20 protein-coding genes are annotated in these 19,037 nt (G+C 41.1%); 4 read left to right on the forward strand and 16 right to left on the reverse strand.

The genetic code is table 11. The annotated features are described in order from the left end of the window. Positions 1-28: 28 nt before the first annotated feature. From DAHG_RS04860 to DAHG_RS18820, 3 genes are all read right to left on the reverse strand, one after another. The gene (locus DAHG_RS04860; protein ID WP_022937207.1) at positions 29-295 is read right to left on the reverse strand and encodes a phosphocarrier protein HPr; all 267 of its coding nucleotides are present in this window, start codon (positions 293-295) and stop codon (positions 29-31) included. Positions 296-450: 155 nt separating this feature from the next. Next, entirely contained in the window at positions 451-918 is a 468-nt protein-coding gene (locus DAHG_RS04865; protein ID WP_022937208.1) for a 2-thiouracil desulfurase family protein, read from the reverse strand. After that, positions 915-1,631 carry a YaaA family protein gene (locus DAHG_RS18820; RefSeq protein WP_022937209.1) on the reverse strand — a complete coding sequence of 239 codons (717 nt, stop codon included), beginning with the start codon at positions 1,629-1,631 and terminating at the stop codon, positions 915-917. Before DAHG_RS18820 ends, DAHG_RS04865 begins: the two co-directional genes overlap by 4 nt. Before the next feature lie 127 nt (positions 1,632-1,758). Here DAHG_RS18820 and DAHG_RS04875 point away from each other — a divergent pair, with 127 nt between their 5' ends. Further along, the gene (locus DAHG_RS04875; protein WP_022937210.1) at positions 1,759-2,286 is read left to right on the forward strand and encodes an HdeD family acid-resistance protein; all 528 of its coding nucleotides are present in this window, start codon (positions 1,759-1,761) and stop codon (positions 2,284-2,286) included. A gap of 38 nt (positions 2,287-2,324) precedes the next feature. Here DAHG_RS04875 and DAHG_RS04880 read toward each other — a convergent pair whose 3' ends face one another. After that, the gene (locus DAHG_RS04880; protein ID WP_022937211.1) at positions 2,325-3,179 is read right to left on the reverse strand and encodes a hypothetical protein; all 855 of its coding nucleotides are present in this window, start codon (positions 3,177-3,179) and stop codon (positions 2,325-2,327) included. A 191-nt stretch (positions 3,180-3,370) separates the two neighbouring features. Between DAHG_RS04880 and DAHG_RS18825 the strand changes: the two genes are divergently transcribed. Further along, the gene (locus tag DAHG_RS18825; protein ID WP_022937212.1) at positions 3,371-4,372 is read left to right on the forward strand and encodes a helix-turn-helix transcriptional regulator; all 1,002 of its coding nucleotides are present in this window, start codon (positions 3,371-3,373) and stop codon (positions 4,370-4,372) included. Continuing rightward, positions 4,356-4,706: a TIGR04076 family protein gene (locus tag DAHG_RS04890; protein WP_022937213.1), complete on the forward strand. Its 351-nt coding sequence runs from the start codon at positions 4,356-4,358 to the stop codon at positions 4,704-4,706. The genes DAHG_RS18825 and DAHG_RS04890 overlap by 17 nt, the downstream gene beginning before the upstream one ends. Before the next feature lie 82 nt (positions 4,707-4,788). Here the strand turns inward: DAHG_RS04890 and DAHG_RS04895 are convergent, their stop codons facing one another. The 7 genes from DAHG_RS04895 to DAHG_RS04935 form a co-directional block, all read right to left on the reverse strand. Continuing rightward, on the reverse strand, positions 4,789-5,208 hold the full coding sequence (locus DAHG_RS04895) for an Hsp20/alpha crystallin family protein (RefSeq protein WP_022937214.1): 420 nt from the start codon (positions 5,206-5,208) through the stop codon (positions 4,789-4,791). A 163-nt stretch (positions 5,209-5,371) separates the two neighbouring features. Continuing rightward, a complete protein-coding gene (locus tag DAHG_RS18830) occupies positions 5,372-6,211 on the reverse strand; it encodes a nucleoside recognition domain-containing protein (protein WP_420870391.1) in 840 nt (279 codons plus the stop codon). A gap of 23 nt (positions 6,212-6,234) precedes the next feature. Then, a complete protein-coding gene (locus DAHG_RS20855; protein ID WP_022937216.1) occupies positions 6,235-7,752 on the reverse strand; it encodes a recombinase family protein in 1,518 nt (505 codons plus the stop codon). A gap of 134 nt (positions 7,753-7,886) precedes the next feature. Beyond that, on the reverse strand, positions 7,887-9,743 hold the full coding sequence (locus tag DAHG_RS04915; RefSeq protein ID WP_022937218.1) for an ABC transporter ATP-binding protein: 1,857 nt from the start codon (positions 9,741-9,743) through the stop codon (positions 7,887-7,889). Continuing rightward, on the reverse strand, positions 9,733-11,523 hold the full coding sequence (locus DAHG_RS04920) for an ABC transporter ATP-binding protein (protein ID WP_022937219.1): 1,791 nt from the start codon (positions 11,521-11,523) through the stop codon (positions 9,733-9,735). Before DAHG_RS04920 ends, DAHG_RS04915 begins: the two co-directional genes overlap by 11 nt. A gap of 218 nt (positions 11,524-11,741) precedes the next feature. Beyond that, complete coding sequence (locus DAHG_RS18835) at positions 11,742-13,100, reverse strand: ferrous iron transporter B (protein WP_022937221.1); 1,359 nt, start codon at positions 13,098-13,100, stop codon at positions 11,742-11,744. Then, the gene (locus tag DAHG_RS04935; RefSeq protein WP_022937222.1) at positions 13,097-13,345 is read right to left on the reverse strand and encodes a FeoA family protein; all 249 of its coding nucleotides are present in this window, start codon (positions 13,343-13,345) and stop codon (positions 13,097-13,099) included. The genes DAHG_RS18835 and DAHG_RS04935 overlap by 4 nt, the downstream gene beginning before the upstream one ends. 141 nt (positions 13,346-13,486) lie before the next feature. Between DAHG_RS04935 and DAHG_RS04940 the strand changes: the two genes are divergently transcribed. Then, positions 13,487-14,281, forward strand: coding sequence for a histidinol-phosphatase HisJ family protein (locus DAHG_RS04940; RefSeq protein WP_022937223.1), 795 nt, complete (start codon positions 13,487-13,489; stop codon positions 14,279-14,281). A 335-nt stretch (positions 14,282-14,616) separates the two neighbouring features. Here the strand turns inward: DAHG_RS04940 and DAHG_RS04945 are convergent, their stop codons facing one another. From DAHG_RS04945 to DAHG_RS04965, 5 genes are all read right to left on the reverse strand, one after another. After that, entirely contained in the window at positions 14,617-14,883 is a 267-nt protein-coding gene (locus tag DAHG_RS04945; protein ID WP_022937224.1) for a hypothetical protein, read from the reverse strand. Between the two features lie 326 nt (positions 14,884-15,209). Further along, entirely contained in the window at positions 15,210-15,683 is a 474-nt protein-coding gene (gene rlmH / locus DAHG_RS04950) for a 23S rRNA (pseudouridine(1915)-N(3))-methyltransferase RlmH (RefSeq protein WP_022937225.1), read from the reverse strand. Further along, positions 15,680-16,762: a S1C family serine protease gene (locus DAHG_RS04955; protein WP_022937226.1), complete on the reverse strand. Its 1,083-nt coding sequence runs from the start codon at positions 16,760-16,762 to the stop codon at positions 15,680-15,682. The genes rlmH and DAHG_RS04955 overlap by 4 nt, the downstream gene beginning before the upstream one ends. After that, on the reverse strand, positions 16,762-17,502 hold the full coding sequence (locus tag DAHG_RS04960) for an MBL fold metallo-hydrolase (protein WP_022937227.1): 741 nt from the start codon (positions 17,500-17,502) through the stop codon (positions 16,762-16,764). Before DAHG_RS04960 ends, DAHG_RS04955 begins: the two co-directional genes overlap by 1 nt. A 2-nt stretch (positions 17,503-17,504) precedes the next feature. Beyond that, positions 17,505-19,028, reverse strand: a complete 1,524-nt coding sequence (locus DAHG_RS04965) for a peptidoglycan DD-metalloendopeptidase family protein (protein ID WP_022937228.1) — start codon at positions 19,026-19,028, stop codon at positions 17,505-17,507. Positions 19,029-19,037 lie beyond the last annotated feature (9 nt).

Below are 19,037 nucleotides of genomic sequence, written 5' to 3' on the forward strand. Positions count from 1 at the left end.
ATTTTTTTATATTTAATTGTGAATTAAATTAACCAACGATTTTTTGTGTACGAAGAACTTCTTCGATAGCTGCGATAGCAGCATCTTCATCTTCACCGTTGCAAGAAATAGTGATTTCAGATTGTGTTGGAATTCCTAAAGACATAACACCCATGATTGATTTCATGTTTACTTCACGTCCTTTGAAAGACACATTCACTTCACATTTGAATTTACTAGCTGCGTTAACTGCTACTGTTGCAGGGCGTGCATGTAATCCAACTGGATCGATTACTGATACTGTAATTTGTTTCATTTTTATTCCTCCTAATATTCTTCTACTCCATTTTAAACCATTTCGGTAGCACTTACAATGCTAAAATCGCAAATATTTGATTATTTTAAAAATAAATCTGCGAGCCTTGTTTTTCAATCAGAAATGTAGTGTTATTTCAATCTGACAAACGAGATTTATAAAGTTTTACAGAGCCGTTCTTCATCTATTTTTCCTGATTTAAGCTGTTCAGTAAAAGCCTCACTGCTGATTACATTAAAGCCGTGATCCAGTAAATACTGCGCGGTTATACCGTTTCCTTCAATGATTCTGCCGCTGAAAGTTCCATCATAAATCCTGCCTGCGCCGCAGCTTGGCGAGCGTACTTGCAGGATACACAGCGTGCATTTATTCGCCTGTGCAACTGCCAGCGTTTGTTTTGCGCCTTCTATGAAAGCTTCTGTCACATCTTCGCCAAGATTGTTGATAACCCGATCCTTTACCCGTTCACAACAGGCCCTTGGCGTCGGCAGACCACCCATCACTTCAGGACAAACACTGATGTTTTCCTTATCCTTCAGATAATCTATAAGTAAAGCATTGGCATTATTACCGCCGCTGTATTTACAATTTTCACCTAGCAGGCAAGCACTGACTAATATCATAACTGCACCTCCTTGACAAATACTAAATGCTTAGCGTTGGAAAGCTGTTCATGAAAGTGATACCCATCTTCATTAAAAGCCTTTACCGCTTCTATATTATCTATCTTATGCTTAATGCAATAATAAATCAGCGAACCGCGGGCCATCTTAGCCGCCGTCGCCTCAATCTTCAGTTTACCCTGTTTTTCCACATAAAAGGATACACTGCATTTTGTTTCAGGCAATAAAGCACTATATTCCTTAGAACAGCAATCCAAAATGCATTCATCCTTTAAACCATCCGCAAGCTTTAACCGCCAAAATTCAGTAAGTGATTTGCCTTCAACCTGTAAGGGATTTTCAACATCCAAACGATATTCACTGATGCCGTCCTTTACCCTCAGCATCCCATACAAGCCGCTCATAATCCGCAAGTGTTCTTGAGCAAAATTCCAATCCTCCTGATTCCATGCATGTACCTGCATCCGTTTAAACTGCAGGCCGTCAAAGCACAGTCCGGCATTGTTCTGCGTCACTGGTTCAAAGGATTGAAAACGACTCACATTCTGCAGCGCTATCTTTTCATTGCACTTATAGAATTTCATTAGTTCCTCTGTATTTTTATCTTTTAATAAGGAAGCTATATGGGCAGCTGTCTGTGCAAACATCGGCTGGCTCGCTTCCGCAATTGCCTCGCTTTTCATCGTTTTAGTCGGTGAACAACATATGATCATTATCTTTCTCCTTAATACCTATACAAATTTAACCGCATGTAATAAAATAAGTCAAATAAATCTTTCTGTCTAATGGTTAATTGTTAAAAATAGGTTATGATAAGAATAGATAAAAGGAGTGATCGTAATGAATAGAAAATGGAGTCAGGTTTTGTGGCTGCTGTCCGCGATTTTATTAATTGGTGCCGGGGTGATCTGTATTATGAATCCGATGACTGCCCTCTCATCAATCGCCTGGATTATTGCCATTGCGATATTATTTGAAGGCTTTTCAGATATTGTTGGTTATTTCTTCTTCAGAGATACCTTTTTCAGTAACGCATGGATGCTGATCGACGGTATTTTAAGTGTTATCATGGCTTGCTTTTTAATCGGTTATAATGACATAACCGCTGCCTTTATACCTTATATATTCAGTGGCTGGCTTTTAGTTACAAGTCTTGCGAAATTCATCAATAGTTTTCAAATGCGCCGCTTTAACTTTGCCAGCTGGAATTGGATGTGCGCGCTTGGCATTGTCGGCATCGCATTTTCAATCTTTGCCTTTTTCAATCCGTCGCTGGCAATTCTGACAATCAGTGTATTGCTTGGCGCCCTGTTGATATTCCAAGGCTTAGTTACCTTGATTCGCTGGTATCTCTGCCTTAATTTTTAAAATTTTCCCTCTCTCGAACAGGTACGCCTGTTCTTTTTTTATCCCGCATAGCCAAAGAACCAAGCAATCATCGCAAATAAAATAGTTAAAACGATAGAGACATAAAGCCAATCATTTTTTTCTGTGAGGTCATCAACCGGTTCAGCCGCCACTGTTTCACTCTCCTGCTGTGCTTTTTCGCTAAGCTTCAGCCAGTATTTATTCCCTTCACTGATCAGCTCAACCTGATGTGATGCATTTTCCATCTCTGCCGCCAAGGCTGCTTTTAAAGCGATATCAAACAATGCTGAATAATAGCCGCTGATCTGATCAAAAGCCTTTTGAGCCATCAGTACCAACAATTCATCCGGCACCTCACCCGCCTCTTGGTAAACAAGAATACCATTCAGGTTATCCGTTCTATATTGCGCAAGCCGCCGTCTCCGTATCAAATCTGCCTGTTGATCAAAATGTTCCTTATCGGTAAGTGTATCATCGCTGACCAGCTCTTCAAAATCTTTAAGAACATCAGATACCACCGCATAAGCCAAGACATCACCTTGTATCAGATGGGTATATTCATTCAGCTGATCATTGTCAATCCTCACCCCAATCTGTGTATATTCATAAGTATCCTTTTGATCAAGATGCCAGCGTTCAGTCAATGAAACATGTCCCAAAGGTACATCATCAAAAAATGTCTGCCAGATCACACTGTCAAAGTTGTTCTTATAGCGTTTATAGGACGCACTGCTTTTAAGTGCATATAAAACATCATTACCCTGCCGGTACTGCATATAATCAAGTGGTTCACAGGATGTTTCTGCCGGGCATTGAGCTGGAAAAGGAATCTGTTCTACCTTTAATGCAGATGGCATGCTCAGCAGCAATATTAAAGAGAGTAAAATTTTCATCGGTAGCCTTCTTTCAAGATTACTATGCCTAACCTTGTTTTAATTATGCGTAAACACTTTGCTTCTTTGAAAGAAATAAGTACCATTCCCGATATTGGTAAAGCTCATATAGAAGTGCAAGTAAAATCAAGTCTGATTCTTGATTCTGTTTTATAATAATCATTGTTATATAACAGAATGGCGGTGTGAATATGTTTGAATGGCAGCAGCAGATTCAAATCATAACGAATGAAATTGATCAATGCATCAAAAATTACAATGATGAGGCTTTAACCTTGCGTATGCTTGCTAAGCGGCTTGGTTATTCTGAATTCTATACAACCAGAAAATTCAAACAGATAACAGGTATGCAGTTTAAAGATTATTTACGATGCCGAAAATTAGCCTTTGCGCTGAAGGAGATCCGTGACAGTGATAAGCGTATTATGCAAATTGCTTTAGATTATGGCTTTTCATCACATGAAGCATTCACCAGAGCATTTAAGAATACCTATGGTGTTACACCAAGTCATTACCGCGCCAATCCCCAAGCAGTCATTCTCCGCACTAAAATACAGCCCTTTGACCGTTATTTTTTAGGCCTGCAGGAAATAGGCATGATGAAATCCTCTGCGTCAATTAAGATTTATTTTGTGACAATTCCCGCTCATAAATTTCTATATATCAGTAATTATGAAAGCAATGGCTATTGGGATTTCTGGCAGAAACAAAACTTAAAACAAGGTCAGGATCAAGATACTGTCTGCGGTTATCTGGACAGCATCAAGGGTAAGCTGGATGATGGCGGCGGCAGTGAAACCAACAGCAGCAGCGGTCAGATTATGGCTTATATTATCGATCCCGACGGCAGGCTTTGTGATTGGGGGATTGAGCGCGTTGAATGCTATGGCGTCAGACTGCCAGCTAATTATCATGGTGTCATTCCACCGCATTTTCAGCTGCGGGATGTCTTATCCGCAGAATATATAGTCTTTGAACATGGGCCCTTTGATTATGATCAGGAAAACCGCAGCGTAGAAGAGCAAATGGAAAAAGCGATGGCAGATTTTGATTATACTGAAACTGATTATGTACCGGATCTGACACCTGGCAGAATCATTTATTTCTATTTTGATCCAGTGAAGGGATGGAAATATATCAGACCTGTAAAGAGGCAGGCAGACAAGGAGCGATATAATGAAAAAATGGTATGACGAAGAATATGAATGGGAAATTGAAGTAGCCGGCTTTCTGCGCGGACAGCAGACAGAACACTATTGCCGCAATGGTGAAGAGATCGGGGATAAATACACCTGTACCTATGGCTGTCCAGTAAACGCGGATGGCCAAGGTATCTGTTCAAAGGTAATGCTGATAATGTTTCCTATCATGGAAGCTGTCAGAAGCGGCGGTGATTTGGAGAATATCGGCGGTCATGAACGTTACAGTCAAAATGTCGTATGTCCAGATGGCTGTGTATTATTTAAAATGACCGCTAATAAAACTGGCAATGAAAATTTCCACAAGGGGCACTTTTACGATTCATAGAAAAATTTTATAAAGCACAAAAAAAGCTGTAACGCTTTTTGACCTTCTCAATCTTGGGTCAAACCGTTACAGCTTTATGCTTTTATTCAATTGCTATAAATTTCTTTTCTTCAACTTCTTTTGGTGCATCAACAGGTACTACGATTTTCAGTTCACCATTTTCAAATTTAGCTTTAATATCCGTTTCCTTAACACCGTCACCAACATAGAAGCTGCGTGAACAGCTGCCGGTGTAACGCTCCTGACGGATCACATTACCCTTGTCATCTTTTTCTTCATTGCTTGTATTCTTGCTGGCACTGACATTCAGATATCCATCCTTCAATTCAATCTTGATGTCCTCCTTGCCATAACCAGGCAATTCCATATCAAGCAGGTAATTGCCATCCTTTTCCGTTACATCCGTTTTCATGATATTCGAGCTTTTCTTAGTGAAAATCGGATCAAAAAACATATCATCAAATGCATCATCAAATAAATTCAATCCAGGTAAGAATTTCATAACCATCGCCTCTTTCGTAACAATATCATTTCATGAATTCAAACCTCATCAGGTCCTATCCTGATTACACTTATAGTATAATCCAAAGTGTTGGCACTGTCAATAGTTGAGTGCTAAATTTTTGACTTTTTTCAATTAATTTTTACTAATAAATACAAATCTGTTAAAAAATCAGTGTCGCTGCCAAATTTACAAGCATACATAAGCCCAAGCCAATCAATGTCGGCAGTGCAAAGGCAATCAGCGTCCACCGCCAGCTTTGTGTCTCTTTCTTGATGGTCAGCAGGGTAGTTGCACAAGGCCAATGCAGCAAAGTAAAGAGCAGGGTGCAGATTGCGGTGATCCATGTCCAGCCATGATCTACCAGCAATGTTTTTAACTGCATTATATTATCATAATCAACCATGGAACCGCTGGCTAAGTAGCTCATAATCAGAATCGGTATCACGATTTCATTGGCTGGGAAACCAAGGATAAAGGCCAACAGTATATAACCATCTAATCCGCACAGCTTCGCAAAGGGATCAAGAAGTCCTGCGCAGTGAGTCAGCAGTGTGGCATCACCGATTGTAATATTCGCCATCAGCCAAATTAAGAGACCGGCCGGGGCGGCCACTGCCATCGCTCTGCCTAACACAAACAGGGTACGGTCAAAGATTGAATGTACAAGCGTTTTGACAATCTGCGGTTTGCGATAAGGCGGCAGCTCCAAAATAAAGGTGGAGGGCACCCCCTTAAGAATCGTTTTATTCAGGAGCGACGACACCTTAAAGGTTGTGAATACGCCTAGCAGAATGACTCCCATTAACAACAGTGTGGATATCATTGACTGCATAAAAGGCAGGGACGCTCCGACAAAAAACATCGTTATAATAGCTATCATTGTAGGAAAGCGCCCGTTACATGGTACAAAGTTATTCGTACAGATAGCCATTAAACGCTCTCTTGGCGAATCGATGATCCGACAGCCGACGATGCCAGCCGCATTACATCCAAACCCCATGCACATGGTTAGTGTTTTCGGCGCTATGGTTTGATTTTAAAACGCGGATGAAAAACGATTTGCTGCTGCTTTTCATGATTCTCATCACTTCCCTGACTGATTTCAATAGATTCAAAAAACGCAGATAACAGCTGCGGTGACAGCTCGTCAAAGCGAATAATATCCCGATATATTTTTTCAAAATCCACGGTGTCATCTACCGTTTGTCTAAGGCTGTCCAGCTGACTTTTCTCTGCTTCATAATGCTCTTTGAGCTGTTCAAAGCGCTGGGCGCTCAGCGTACCCGCATAATAATCAAGATAGAGCGTATCAAGGATGTGATTCAATTCATCGATGCGTTCATTCTCATGCTTGGACGGCGACAGCTCCTCTTTGATCTCAGCAAATACTTCCTGCTTCTCAGCCTCATCCAAGAGAGCATAGCGTTTAAGCACTTCCCTTGTACACTGCATCAGATCATTATAATCAATAAAATGATTGCTGCAGATCGATTTTCCATGGCTTTTGTATGAACCGCATGCCAGAATCACATGCGGCATACTGCCAATCGTCGACATGCCGTGATGACAGTCAGCACAAACCGCAATCTTTGAAAAGCTGTTAACAAAGCTGTCTTTTTTTACACACTGCCGCTGCTTTGCCCCTTCATTGGCTAAATCGAATAATTCCTGTTCCACAACTGCCTCATGTGTATTTTCTACAATGATCCATTCCTGCATCGGCAATGCACTGACATGTCGATTTTTAAAACTGCTCTTGACAGACTTCCCCTGTGCGCTGTGTCCGCGATAAACCGGATTCTTCAATATCTTACGGATTGTTGAAGCTGACCACGCCTTTTTCTGGGTATAATTAGCAAGCTTGAGATGCGGGTATTTCTGACAGCGATAAACGGCCGGTGAACTGATTTTCTGCTCATTTAAGCTTTTCGCAATATTGGCGGAGGAACAGCCAAATGCCGCCATTTCAAAAATTCGGTGTACGATTGGAGCCGTATTGGGATCAATCACTAAATGATTCTTATCATGCTTATCCTTTTGATACCCATAGGGTGCGAAATTGCCGATAAAGGCACCTTCACGCATCTTAGTCTGAAAAGAGGAACGGATTTTCCTAGAAGTGTCACGGGCCACCATTTCATTAACCACGTTGCGGAAGGGGGCCAGATCATTCAGCGGCTGATCCGAATCCACCTCATCATTCACCGCGATAAAGCGCACATTCTTAGCGGGAAAATAGACTTCAGTATACTGACCGGTTTGAATATAATCACGGCCCAGCCGCGACAAATCTTTTACCAATATCAAATTAATTAAACCATTTTCCACAGCCTGAATCAGCTGATTGAACCCCGGCCGGTCAAAGGTTGTTCCGGATACGCCGTCATCACAGAATTCCGCCACGATATCAAAGCCGGCTTTTTCCGCATAATCCTGAAGCAGCTTACGCTGATTGGAGATACTAGAGCTTTCTTTTTGATTGTCATCATCTTTTGAAAGACGCAGGTAAAAAGCACCGCGCAGCTTATGCTTTCTTTCCATAACGCACTTCCTTCAAAATCAGTAATTTGATTAACTGTTTAAGCTCCATTTTACCGCTTGTTACTTGAACTGTATAATTTACTTTCTTCTTTTTCATAAGATCACCATTCTATCATATGAAAAAAGAACCACGCTTAGACAAGTGGTTCTGATTCTATTGATAATAATTGCTGCTGCTTCTCTAATAATGATTGTGATGTATACAATTCATAATATGCGCCCTTTTGTTTCATCAGCTCATCATGAGATCCCATCTCTTTAATCAAACCATGATCAAGAACAATGATTTTATCCGCATTGACAATTGTCGATAAGCGATGCGCAACCACAAAGCTTGTGCGGCCGGCCAGCAGTTCCTTGATTGCCAGCTGAATCACCTTTTCACTCTCTGTATCGATAGAGCTTGTCGCTTCATCAAGAATCACGATGCTTGGATCAGAGAGGATAGCACGGGCAAATGAGAGCAGCTGTTTCTGGCCGGTAGACAGCATATCACCGCCTTCGCCAACCTCACTGTCATACCCCTTAGGCATATGCATAATAAAGTCATGGGCATGAATCAAACGCGCTACATCTTCAACCTCTTGATCAGTAGCATCCGGCCGGCCATAGCGGATATTATCCCTGATTGTACCGCTGAATAAGTTGGGAGTCTGCAGCACATAACCGATATTGGAATGCAGCCAGCCGACACTGCGTTTTTGAATATCTTTGCCATCCATTAAAATCTGGCCCTGTTTTGGTTCATAGAAACGGCAGAGCAGATTAACAATCGTACTCTTGCCAGATCCGGTTTCACCAACCAGCGCGATCATTTCACCTTGTTTTACTTGTAGGTTAAAATCGGATAATACCTTTTCATTTTCATTATAGAAGAAATCAACATGCCTGAATTCCACATTGCCAAGCAATGGTTCATAATTCTCTTCCTTCGGTTCCAGTAAGGTTCCATAGACTGCTTTTACTTCATCACTGTCATCAATTTCTACCTCTTCATCTAAAAGACTCAGGATTCGCTCACCGCTTGCCTGGGCCATCTGCATTTCACCTAAAACTCTGGCAATCTGCTTTAAGGGTTCAAAGAACAGCTCCGCGTAATTGATAAACATTGACAGCGTACCAAACTGTATTACTGAAAGCAGAACCTGATTACCGCCGATATAAACTAATAAAGCCAGCACGATGCCTGATAATAAGAAAACAACCGGCTGAAACAGTGAATTAATTCGTGCCGCCCGCATTGAATAAGTTTTCATGTCATGCGTCTTAATTTTAAATTCCTCATAATTTTCCTGTTCCACACCCAATGTTTTTGTTGTCTTTGCGCCGCTGATGCTTTCTGAGAAACCGGCAGTAATCTTAGAATTACTTTTTCTCGCCTTACGCTGTGCCGATAACAGACGCTTCTGGAAATACATCGTCACAAACCATAAAAAAGGAACCGCGACTAAAATAGCCAATGCCATTTTCCAATTAACTGCCAGCATAACAGCCGTAATACCAACAATTAATACGGCACCCCAGATCAGATCCATTAAGCTCCAGGCTAGTATTTCAGCCAGTCTGCCGGTATCCGATGTAATTCTCGCCATTAGCCAGCCGTTTGCGGTACGGTCAAAATAAGGAAAAGACAGATTCTGAAGCTTCACAAAGCATTTTTTCCGTAAGTTCTTACCAAAACTGCTCTCTACGCCGCCTGCATAACGGAAATAAAGATAGAGACAGATCGAGCGAATCACAATACCGCCGGCATATACAGCTATAAAAATCGGTAAAGATTCCTGACTTGCCTGACCAACTACATACATATCAATCGCATATCGGTTAAACAGCGGGAAAATAATATCGGTAAGTGCAAAGGCAAGATTGGCCGCTAATAAACAAATAACCACTTTTTTCTCTTCCCACAGAATTTTAAGCATCCGCATCCAGCATGAGCGGTCAAACGCCTTGCTTTGATATTCCTTTTCCTCAAGAATACTATTCGCCATGGCTCTCACCTCCTTCACTTTGTATTTCATAAATTCGTTTATATAAGCCTTCCTCATGAATTAAAGTCTCATGAGTGCCGCTTTGTATCAGCTTGCCATGATCAAGCACCAATATTAAATCCGCGCTGCGCGCTGTATTGATCCGATGCGTAATCATTAACGTAGTAACCGGATAATCCAGCTGATTTAAGGCATCCTGGATCATCGCATCAGTTTTAGAATCGAGAGCGCTTAGTGAATCATCAAAGATAACGATCGGTGATTTAAGCAGCAGTGAGCGTGCGATAGCCAGACGCTGTTTCTGACCGCCGGATAAGGTTACACCCTTTTCGCCGACTTCAGTATCATAGCCCTTTTCAAATTCCTCAATTACATTATGGATACTGGCCGTCTTAGCCGCTTTGATGATTTCATCGCGCTCACTCTTACTGGCAGCCAGATGAATATTTTCATAAATCGTTTTACTGTATAGGAATGGCTCCTGAAGCACGATTTGTACCTTCTTGCGCAGCCAAGCTTTGCTGATGGTGCGCAGTTCATGGCCGTCTATGCGGATTGAACCGCCCTTATAATCATAGATGCCATTCAACAGATGAATCAATGAGCTTTTACCGCTGCCCGTAGGCCCCATGATTGCCACGCGGGTATTCGCTTCAATATGGAAGCTGACATCATTCAGCGTGTGTTCTTCACTGTCTTCATAATTGAAGGATACATGATCAAACACGATATCACCGATGATTTCAGGCTTAATACCCGCTTCCAGATCTTCTGCCTCTTCATCAAGAATTTCCTTGATACGGGTAACAGATACGCTGACCTTCCCCATATCGGCAAGGATTCTGCCCAGCTGACGGATTGGCCAGATAATCATGCTGATGTAAGTCAGAAAGACAAAGAAGGTACCTACACTCAGCTGCTGCGCCACTGCAAACTGAATGCCGAAGATAATCATGATCAGAATCTGTATCATGCCGATTAAATCGGAGATGTTCCAGAAAATACCTAAGGCGTTAACTAAGCGGAACAGCTTGACACGATAATCTTCATTTTTCTCTTCAAATTTATCAATTTCAACCTTTTCCTGATGGAATGCTTTCACTACCCGCATCGCATTGAGATTTTCCTGCAAAACCGCCATCATTTTTGATTCCGCAATATCGCAGTCCAAGAAGATTTTTTTAGACTTGGTATAGAAAATCAAGGATGCAATCAGAATCAGCGGCAGCAGTACGACTGAAATTGCCGCGAGCTTGGCATGCTTAGAGAATAAGATTGCCGCCGCAAAACAGACGATCAAGATCGAATAAAGCATTTCTGATATTTGTGAGGCGAGAAAACGCCGAATCTGATCGATATCTGAGGTACAGCGCTGCAGCAAATCACCGCTGTCCTTTTGTTTGTGATAGGCAAACGGCAGCTTCTGCATATGATCATAAACCGCGTTGCGGATATTTTCCGCAAAGGTTTCAGATACCAAACCGCAGTTAATGGTTCGCCGATGAACGCCAAAAGCAATTAATATATAAACAGCCAGCATCAGCAATGAACCAATCCATAAATTATTACGCAAATGCGCATCACCGCCCAGCCGCTGCAGAATTGCGGTAATCATTTGATTATCAGCCGGAATCCCCTGAATAACATTATCCACCATGATTGATAAGATCAATGGTGATATCAGCATTGCCAGCGCGTAGATTGCCACATCAAAGAAAATAGCGATAATTCGCTTATCATCTGGTTTCGCATAGTCCAATATAAACTTTAACTTTTTCATATTTTCCCTCCTTTATAGCATAAAAAAAATAGGCATCATGCCTATTAATGAATAAAATGAATGATCTGGCTAAATGAAAAAATCTTTAGACAGGCGGTTTTTATCATGAATAAAAGCATGGTTTTCAGCGTTATAGATGTTAGTATTACGGGTCTTGCAGCTATAAAATAATTTCATGATCATAACCTCCTCTCATTGTGTTTTCACACACTCACTGTTCACATTATATGCCAGGTTGAACTATATTGCAAACTTTTTTTACAGGATATCCTAAAAAACCCTACCCACATGGTTAAGGCCTGCTTACCGCAAGCGCCGGCTTTTTTAAAGGCATGATCGAGATTAAAAGCCACTCTGGGCAGATAACCAAGGTCTTCCAAAAGTGAAAATAAAGGGAAAAAGATAGCCATTGGCGGCAGCATGACGGATACGACCCAAGCCAGCGTGCGATACATTCCCTCAGCAAAAAGACTTTGCGCCCATAAGGGAAAATGCATAAAGGCCAAGAAATTTTTTAAAGGTTCTTCAAAGCTGAAAAGTAAGCCGGACAAAAGCTCAGAAGGTACATTGGCACCGCTGATCGTAATCCAAAATACCAGACACAGAAGCAGGATCATGATGGGTATACCGGTAGCCTTTGAGGTTAAAATTTTATCGATTTTACGATCTCGGCTGTCACTTTGATGATTTTGGGTCATGACACAATTCGCGGCAATTTGTTCACTTTTTTCAACTAATGAGGTCACAAGCAGTTCCCTGAACTGATCCTGGCCAATATGCTGGAGCATAAGAACAGCATTTGCCTTTCTTACTTCATGCATTAATTCCTCATTCGCGCGCAGATCAAAGCCGAGATATTTCTGAATCGAATCAAGCAGTGAAACATTACCGTCCAATAGCTTAATCGCTGTCCAGCGCGCATTGATTTTCTCATCCAGCAGGCCTTCAAGCTGAGGCGTAATTGACGCGATTGCTTCTTCGATTGGCTGCGGGTAAGTGATTGCTAGCTTTTCCTCACTTGGCGCATAGGTATACAGCTCTTCCATTAAATTGTCCAGCCCCTGTTCGCTGACCGCACTAGTGCCAATGACAGGCACATGCAGCGATTTAGCCAAGGCTTTCAGATTTACATTGATTTTCTTCCGTCTTGCCTCATCAAGCAGATTGACACAGACAACAACCCGATCAGTAATTTCCAAGGTCTGCAGCACCAAATTTAAATTGCGCTCCAAGCATGTCGCATCTAAAACAATCACCGTCACATCCGGATCGCCAAAACAGATAAAATCACGGGCAACCTCTTCTTCCTGTGAGTTAGCCATCAATGAATAAGTCCCCGGAATATCCACCAAGATGAAATTTTTACCCTTATACTGATAGCTGCCGCGGGCGTTGACAACGGTTTTACCGGGCCAGTTGCCGGTGTGCTGATTCAACCCTGTCAATGAATTAAAGATCGTGCTTTTGCCGACATTGGGATTGCCGCCGATAGCGATAACCCGGTCTGCGGATGTTCTTTCAATTTTTAACTCATGGTCAAGGGCGAACGCACCTGTGGATTGATTTGTTAAGCTCATAAGCTTTCCTCCTTTACAATGAATATCTGATCACTGACATCTTTTCTCAGGGCCAGCACACTGCCGCGGATTCGATAAGCAATTGGATCATTGGCTGGACTTGCCTGCAAGTATGTGATCAGGGTGCCTTCTATACAGCCTAAATCAAGCAGACGGCGCCTGAGGTCAGAGCTGATATTCAGCTGCCGAACTTTTCCGCTCTCGCCTTTTTCAAGCTTACTGAGCGGTATTTGTAAACTCTGCATTTTCTTTCCTTCTTTCTGAATCTTCTCACACTTAACGTATGTCCCAAGTGCTTAATGTTTCAAAATGCCCATAAATGCCTATGTTGTGATTTAAAACCTAAATACTTTGCGTTATAATATCAGCATTAAGGAGGATTTTTTATGTTGCCTGATTTTCATGTTCATACCGAATTTTCAGGGGATTCACAGACACCCGTCACTGCGCAGATTGAAAGAGCCATCGAACTGGGCATGGAAACGATCTGCATTACCGATCATCATGATATTGATGCGCCAGAGGGTGACTGCTGTTTTCTTTTAGATATCCCTGCCCAGCAAAAGCGGCTTGCAGAATTAAAGGAAATTTATGCGGATCGAATTGAAATATTGACTGGGATTGAGCTGGGACTGCAGAGCCATGTGAAAGATGAAATCGATGAAGTATTAAACACTTATGAATTTGATTTTGTTTTAGGCTCCTGTCATTACGCAAGAGGCATGGACCCTTATCAGCCAGCTTATTTTGATCAGTTGGGGCATGATGAAGGATATCGTGTATTCTTTGAAGCAACGCTGCAGCGAGTGAAGCAATTTGATGATTTTGACAGTCTTTCTCATCTTGATTATCTAGTGCGTTATGAAAAGACACAGCATTATGATTATACGCTGGTTCGTGACCTCATTGATGAAATTCTACAAGTTTTAATTATGAAAAACAAAGCATTGGAAGTAAACAGCGGTGGTTTTAAATACGGACTCAACCAGCCAAATCCAAGACTGGAAATCCTAAAAAGATATCGTGAATTAGGCGGTCATCGAATCACCCTTGGTTCTGACGCTCATAAGCCTGAACAATTAGGCATCGGCTTTGAAGAAACCAAAAGGCTGCTGAAATCGTGCGGCTATGACACTCTTACAATATTTAAAAAGCGCACCCCCATTGAATTGCCGTTATAATAATAAAAATCCGAACAGATCGGATTTTTTATTTTTCAACTAGTAATGATGATATTTTATTCGCATCCCAATGATATTGATCCGCATCTAATTCATGCAGACCAAAGTGATGAAGTCCATAAAGCCGTGTGTTTCCACGATCAGCAGTAGCGTCGCACCACAGCTATTCCTGATCCAGATATATAATATTCCACATATGATGCCCATTAAACCATGTTCCTGTCACATTAAGGCAAGGTATTCCTGCTTTTTCAAGCAAAAAATTGGAACTTTTATGCTTAAAAATGTAATTTTCTATATGATAAAAAATAAATATTGTTTACCTATTTTTAATATTACTCCTTCTCTTTATCTTCATTGAGAACGATAGGAATAGTCATCTTTCCACATCCAATTACTGTCCCTTTGCCGCCTTTAGACTTGTAGATTTTATTTTCTTGTTCAACTATTTTTTTGTATAAGGCTCTTGTTTCATCAGACCATTCCTTATATGGTTTTAGAAACTCTGTATAATCTATATCTTTAGACAAGGGCTCTTCTTGTAAAGAAACTTTATTTAAATTAATGTTTTTAACATCTGACTTTTTGAATGGTTTTTTCATAATTTGCTCCCTATCGTTTTGTTCTCTCCATATAAGCGTTTTTTTATGCTAACTCAATTATAGGATTGATTAATTTTTATGTCAAAAAAAAGATATGGTCTTGATGAGCACTTTGAAAGATGGCGACTCACCGCATTAAAGATACAACGGTAATGATGAATAACTGTTAAGGAATACCGATAATTTTCCGTTGTCTATTTTTTAATATTGCTATAACTAATATTTCTCATTTTGGCGATTTTTTCATTATAACGAAAACGCAATTTTTTTTATAATAATAAAAAAGATTGACACAAACAGATGTCAACCTTAATTTGAACTCAAGATTACTTATGATAGGGCATATGACGATTAATCATTGTTGCCCGATAGAATTGTTCTAAAACTAATACTCGAACCATTTGATGCGTAAATGTGCAGTCACTCAGTTTCCACCTGAAATCCGCCCTTTTTACTAATTCAGGACTTAAGCCCAATGAACCGCCGATGACAAAGGTAAGATTGCTTGATTGATAAGTATAGATTTTTTCGATTTTGGCGGCCAGCTGTTCACTGGTGATACTTTCTCCCCAAAGATCAAGTAAAATTACATATTCATTCTCTTTGATTTTAGAAAGTACACGTTCGCCTTCAATTTTTTTAACCTGTTCATTTTGCGCATCGGAATTGCTTTCCGGTGCCATCATATCCGCAACCTCAAGTATTTCAACCTTTTCATAAGGCTTCAGACGTTTCACATATTCATCAACTAAGGCAGTCAGTGCCTTATCCTTTAATTTGCCAACTGTTATCAGCTTCATCCCAGCACCACCTGTATCGCTTTTTCCACATTGTCACGGATAATGTTGAGCGTGATTTCATCGCCTACCTGACGGCTGTAAAGCAAGGCTCTGAATTGTTTAAAGGATGTGATTTCAACGCCATCAAACTGAACGAGAATATCACCAACTAATAGACCTGCTTTTTCGGCCGGTGAATTTTGAAGCACACGTGTAATATACAGGCCGCTTTGTTGTTCATCCTCATAGCTGATGCGATAAATATAACGTTCATAGGCTGATAGCTCACTCAGATCCGCAGCACTGATACCCAGATTAGGCCGCACCACCTTGCCGTATTCTTCTAATTGACGAATGATTGGAACAACTTCATTGACCGGAATCGCAAAGCCAATTCCCTCTACGGAAGAAATTTTCATTGAATTGATACCGATCAATTCACCAGCCATATTGACTAATGCCCCGCCTGAATTGCCCGGATTAATCGCGGCATTGGTTTGCAGGACAATCATTTGCCAATCGGCTGTACCATTGCCATCTAAATCAATGTCAACTGAACGATTTACACCGGAAATAATGCCATCCGTTACGGTGCCTTGATAATTTAATGAAAGCGGCGAACCAATGGCAATGACCGGCTCTCCCTTTTTCACTAAATCTGAATCACCAAACGGCATCGCTTCGACTGTGAAATCAACAGTGGTTTTAAGTAAGGCAAGATCGCTGATCGCATCAGCCCCCATTACTTCCGCGACACTTGTCTGACCGTCACCATAGCTGATAACGATTTCCGAAGCATTCTCAATCACATGGTTATTTGTCACAATCTTGACAGTGCCATCCTGCGCATAGGTAATGACACCGCTGCCTGTTGATGTGCCATTGTAAAGACGAGCAGTAATACCGACAACCCGATTTTCAACCTTGGCTACCAGTTCGCTTAAATCCGTTGTCACTGAGGTTACCATCTGATTGACAGTGGTATTATTGGGTGTATTCACTACTGGTACCGGCTGATTTTTTAATTCAATCAGCTGATAGGTCAATACCCCATTCCATGCGATCAACAAAACAAGAATCAAAGCGGTCAGTTTTTTCATCAGCGTCTGCCTCCTGTAAGTACCTCATGTTGTTTAGCGGCACGCAGCTTCAGGTTTTCCTTCATTCGCTGTTCCCTTAAAAGTGTCTCTTCTAAGACGGTAAGCGCACGCTCATGTGAATTGCCTTCCTCACTGAGATGTGCCAATACGATTTCCCTAGTGCGTTCACCAATCAGATTAGCCAGATGCTTGGCACTGTCTTCATTACAAAGATGGCCGTTATCCTGAATAATGCGCTGCTTGACATAGGCTGGACGCGATGTTTTCATCAGCATGCCGATATCATGATTGCTTTCAAAAATATAATCATCCGCGTTGCATAACAGCGGATAGTATTCTTCTTTAAAATATCCTGTGTCAGTTACATAAACTAATCTTGATTCTTCATCCTCTAAAAGATAACCCATGCACGCCGCATCATGGCTTAAACGGATACAGCGTACATGTATACTTGAAATAGTAAACTCATCATCAGGATGAATAATCTTTTGATTCATGATGCCTAAATCTTCTTCCGCATAGGTATCAATTCCCTCAAACAGCTTTAAAGCCGCGATATGATCTTTATGTGTATGAGTAATCAATAAACCATCTACCGCATGCGGATCAATTCCGATTTCATTAAAACTGCTGTTTAAATATTTCTTCGTTGTTCCGCAATCGATAACGATGCGTGAATCCTTATTCTCTACTACGCAGCAATTCCCTTTAGAACCACTGGCTAACATTGAAAATTTCATCGTCAGCACCCCAAGAATTGACACGTATATAAGCTTGTGCCATAACCGCCGGTTCGGACTTCAAAATGGACATGCGGACCAAACGCAAGACCTGTCTGACCAATCTGACCGATTATCTCACCTTTATCCACAACCGTGCCCACCGGCCAGAAACCTGGTACATTCATATGACCATAATAAGTACGATAGCCATTGTTATGGTTGATAACCATGTAGTTGCCATTGATGCCATTATATGAATTTTCTTCAACAACACCGCGGTCAGCCGCGTAGATGTTGCCATAATGGTCATACATATTTTGAATATCAATCGCCGTGTGTCCATAGTAACAGTTCCAGCCGCAGGTAACTGTAGGATTATCCACCGGCCAACGGAAAGAGCCGCTGCCGATACTTGGAATAACCATTGTACCGATACGAACGATCGCATGATCCGGATATTCGGTAATCAATTCTGAAATTGTTTCTACCTCGGTTTCAATACCATTTACTTCTGTAACTCGGCGCAAGACATTCTTCTTACCTTCTTTGTATTCTTGAACCGTCTGCGTAATTCCTTCACGCAGTGTAGGATCATAAATATATTCCGTTTCACCTGGGAACGCGATTTCTTCACGCATTACTTCCTTAACCACCTCAACATTGATCGGTGAGTTTACCTTAGAAACGTTAAGCTGCATCCCTGCCTGTAATATTTGTGTCTCTGATTTTAATAAATCAGGATTTAAAGCAATTAATGAACGTGATGATATTCCTGCTTTTAATGCAATATACTGTACAGTGTCATATTCATCAACCGTTGTATAACTCGGTTCATAATCATAGCCATAATAAAGCCATGTCAAATATTCATCATAGCTTTTTAAAAGCTTTTCAATCGGTACAAATTTTTCAGTGATTTCAGCGGTTTCTTCAAAGCGATAGCTGATATCACGGGCATTTTTGGCTGAGTAAACTGTTTGCTTCTGGAAGTTATTCAGTTTCCAATATGTATCCGCAGGATCGACTCCCTCATTTTCCAAGAAGTTCAGTACAAATTCTTCACGCGCCTTAGAAAATTCCGTAGGATCTTGAACATAAACAACACTGCCATTTGAGAATTCTACCTTATATCCCATGATTGAGAATAAATCATTTTCATCAATATAAGCAATGATTTCATCATCCTTATCCTCAACCTTGCTGAGTGAATAAGATTCTGTTACATGAATATCTTCACCAAAGCCTACCTTTGAATCCGGGAACTCATCCTTATACCGTTCCTCATAAACCTGATTTAAAAAGCTGTCAAGCTTGCTTTGATCGGTAATAATCCCCAGCTGACGGTCTTTGTAATAGACTGTATAAACGCTCTGTTCCTCACTGAAAGTCTCAATTACTTTTTGAGGAATGATAGCATCCTGAGCCAGCTGAGCCGCGGCATCTTCATCAGGAATGGCATTGATGATCCCAAATTTAGGATAAAAGAAGGCCAGCAGAATACTGACAAATGCTAGTGAAACTATCAAAATCAGTTGTTTTTTCATGCCGTTCCT

Origin of the sequence: Dielma fastidiosa (genome assembly GCF_000313565.1) — a bacterium.
In the GTDB taxonomy this organism is placed as follows: Bacteria; Bacillota_I; Bacilli_A; order Erysipelotrichales; family Erysipelotrichaceae; genus Dielma; species Dielma fastidiosa.

What these genes read in the sequence shown, in the direction of transcription:
- DAHG_RS04880 (WP_022937211.1), bottom strand. Translation starts at nt 3,179, where the DNA reads ATGAAAATTTTACTCTCTTTAATATTGCTGCTGAGCATGCCATCTGCA.
- DAHG_RS04960 (WP_022937227.1), bottom strand. Translation starts at nt 17,502, where the DNA reads ATGAAATTTTCAATGTTAGCCAGTGGTTCTAAAGGGAATTGCTGCGTA.
- DAHG_RS04865 (WP_022937208.1), bottom strand. Translation starts at nt 918, where the DNA reads ATGATATTAGTCAGTGCTTGCCTGCTAGGTGAAAATTGTAAATACAGC.
- DAHG_RS04935 (WP_022937222.1), bottom strand. Translation starts at nt 13,345, where the DNA reads ATGCAGAGTTTACAAATACCGCTCAGTAAGCTTGAAAAAGGCGAGAGC.
- DAHG_RS04895 (WP_022937214.1), bottom strand. Translation starts at nt 5,208, where the DNA reads ATGAAATTCTTACCTGGATTGAATTTATTTGATGATGCATTTGATGAT.
- DAHG_RS04860 (WP_022937207.1), bottom strand. Translation starts at nt 295, where the DNA reads ATGAAACAAATTACAGTATCAGTAATCGATCCAGTTGGATTACATGCA.
- DAHG_RS18830 (WP_420870391.1), bottom strand. Translation starts at nt 6,211, where the DNA reads ATGGGGTTTGGATGTAATGCGGCTGGCATCGTCGGCTGTCGGATCATC.
- DAHG_RS18835 (WP_022937221.1), bottom strand. Translation starts at nt 13,100, where the DNA reads ATGAGCTTAACAAATCAATCCACAGGTGCGTTCGCCCTTGACCATGAG.
- DAHG_RS04875 (WP_022937210.1), top strand. Translation starts at nt 1,759, where the DNA reads ATGAATAGAAAATGGAGTCAGGTTTTGTGGCTGCTGTCCGCGATTTTA.
- DAHG_RS04965 (WP_022937228.1), bottom strand. Translation starts at nt 19,028, where the DNA reads ATGAAAAAACAACTGATTTTGATAGTTTCACTAGCATTTGTCAGTATT.
- DAHG_RS04945 (WP_022937224.1), bottom strand. Translation starts at nt 14,883, where the DNA reads ATGAAAAAACCATTCAAAAAGTCAGATGTTAAAAACATTAATTTAAAT.
- DAHG_RS04890 (WP_022937213.1), top strand. Translation starts at nt 4,356, where the DNA reads ATGAAAAAATGGTATGACGAAGAATATGAATGGGAAATTGAAGTAGCC.
- DAHG_RS18825 (WP_022937212.1), top strand. Translation starts at nt 3,371, where the DNA reads ATGTTTGAATGGCAGCAGCAGATTCAAATCATAACGAATGAAATTGAT.
- DAHG_RS04940 (WP_022937223.1), top strand. Translation starts at nt 13,487, where the DNA reads ATGTTGCCTGATTTTCATGTTCATACCGAATTTTCAGGGGATTCACAG.
- DAHG_RS04955 (WP_022937226.1), bottom strand. Translation starts at nt 16,762, where the DNA reads ATGAAAAAACTGACCGCTTTGATTCTTGTTTTGTTGATCGCATGGAAT.
- DAHG_RS04920 (WP_022937219.1), bottom strand. Translation starts at nt 11,523, where the DNA reads ATGAAAAAGTTAAAGTTTATATTGGACTATGCGAAACCAGATGATAAG.
- DAHG_RS18820 (WP_022937209.1), bottom strand. Translation starts at nt 1,631, where the DNA reads ATGATCATATGTTGTTCACCGACTAAAACGATGAAAAGCGAGGCAATT.
- DAHG_RS20855 (WP_022937216.1), bottom strand. Translation starts at nt 7,752, where the DNA reads ATGGAAAGAAAGCATAAGCTGCGCGGTGCTTTTTACCTGCGTCTTTCA.
- rlmH (WP_022937225.1), bottom strand. Translation starts at nt 15,683, where the DNA reads ATGAAGCTGATAACAGTTGGCAAATTAAAGGATAAGGCACTGACTGCC.
- DAHG_RS04915 (WP_022937218.1), bottom strand. Translation starts at nt 9,743, where the DNA reads ATGGCGAATAGTATTCTTGAGGAAAAGGAATATCAAAGCAAGGCGTTT.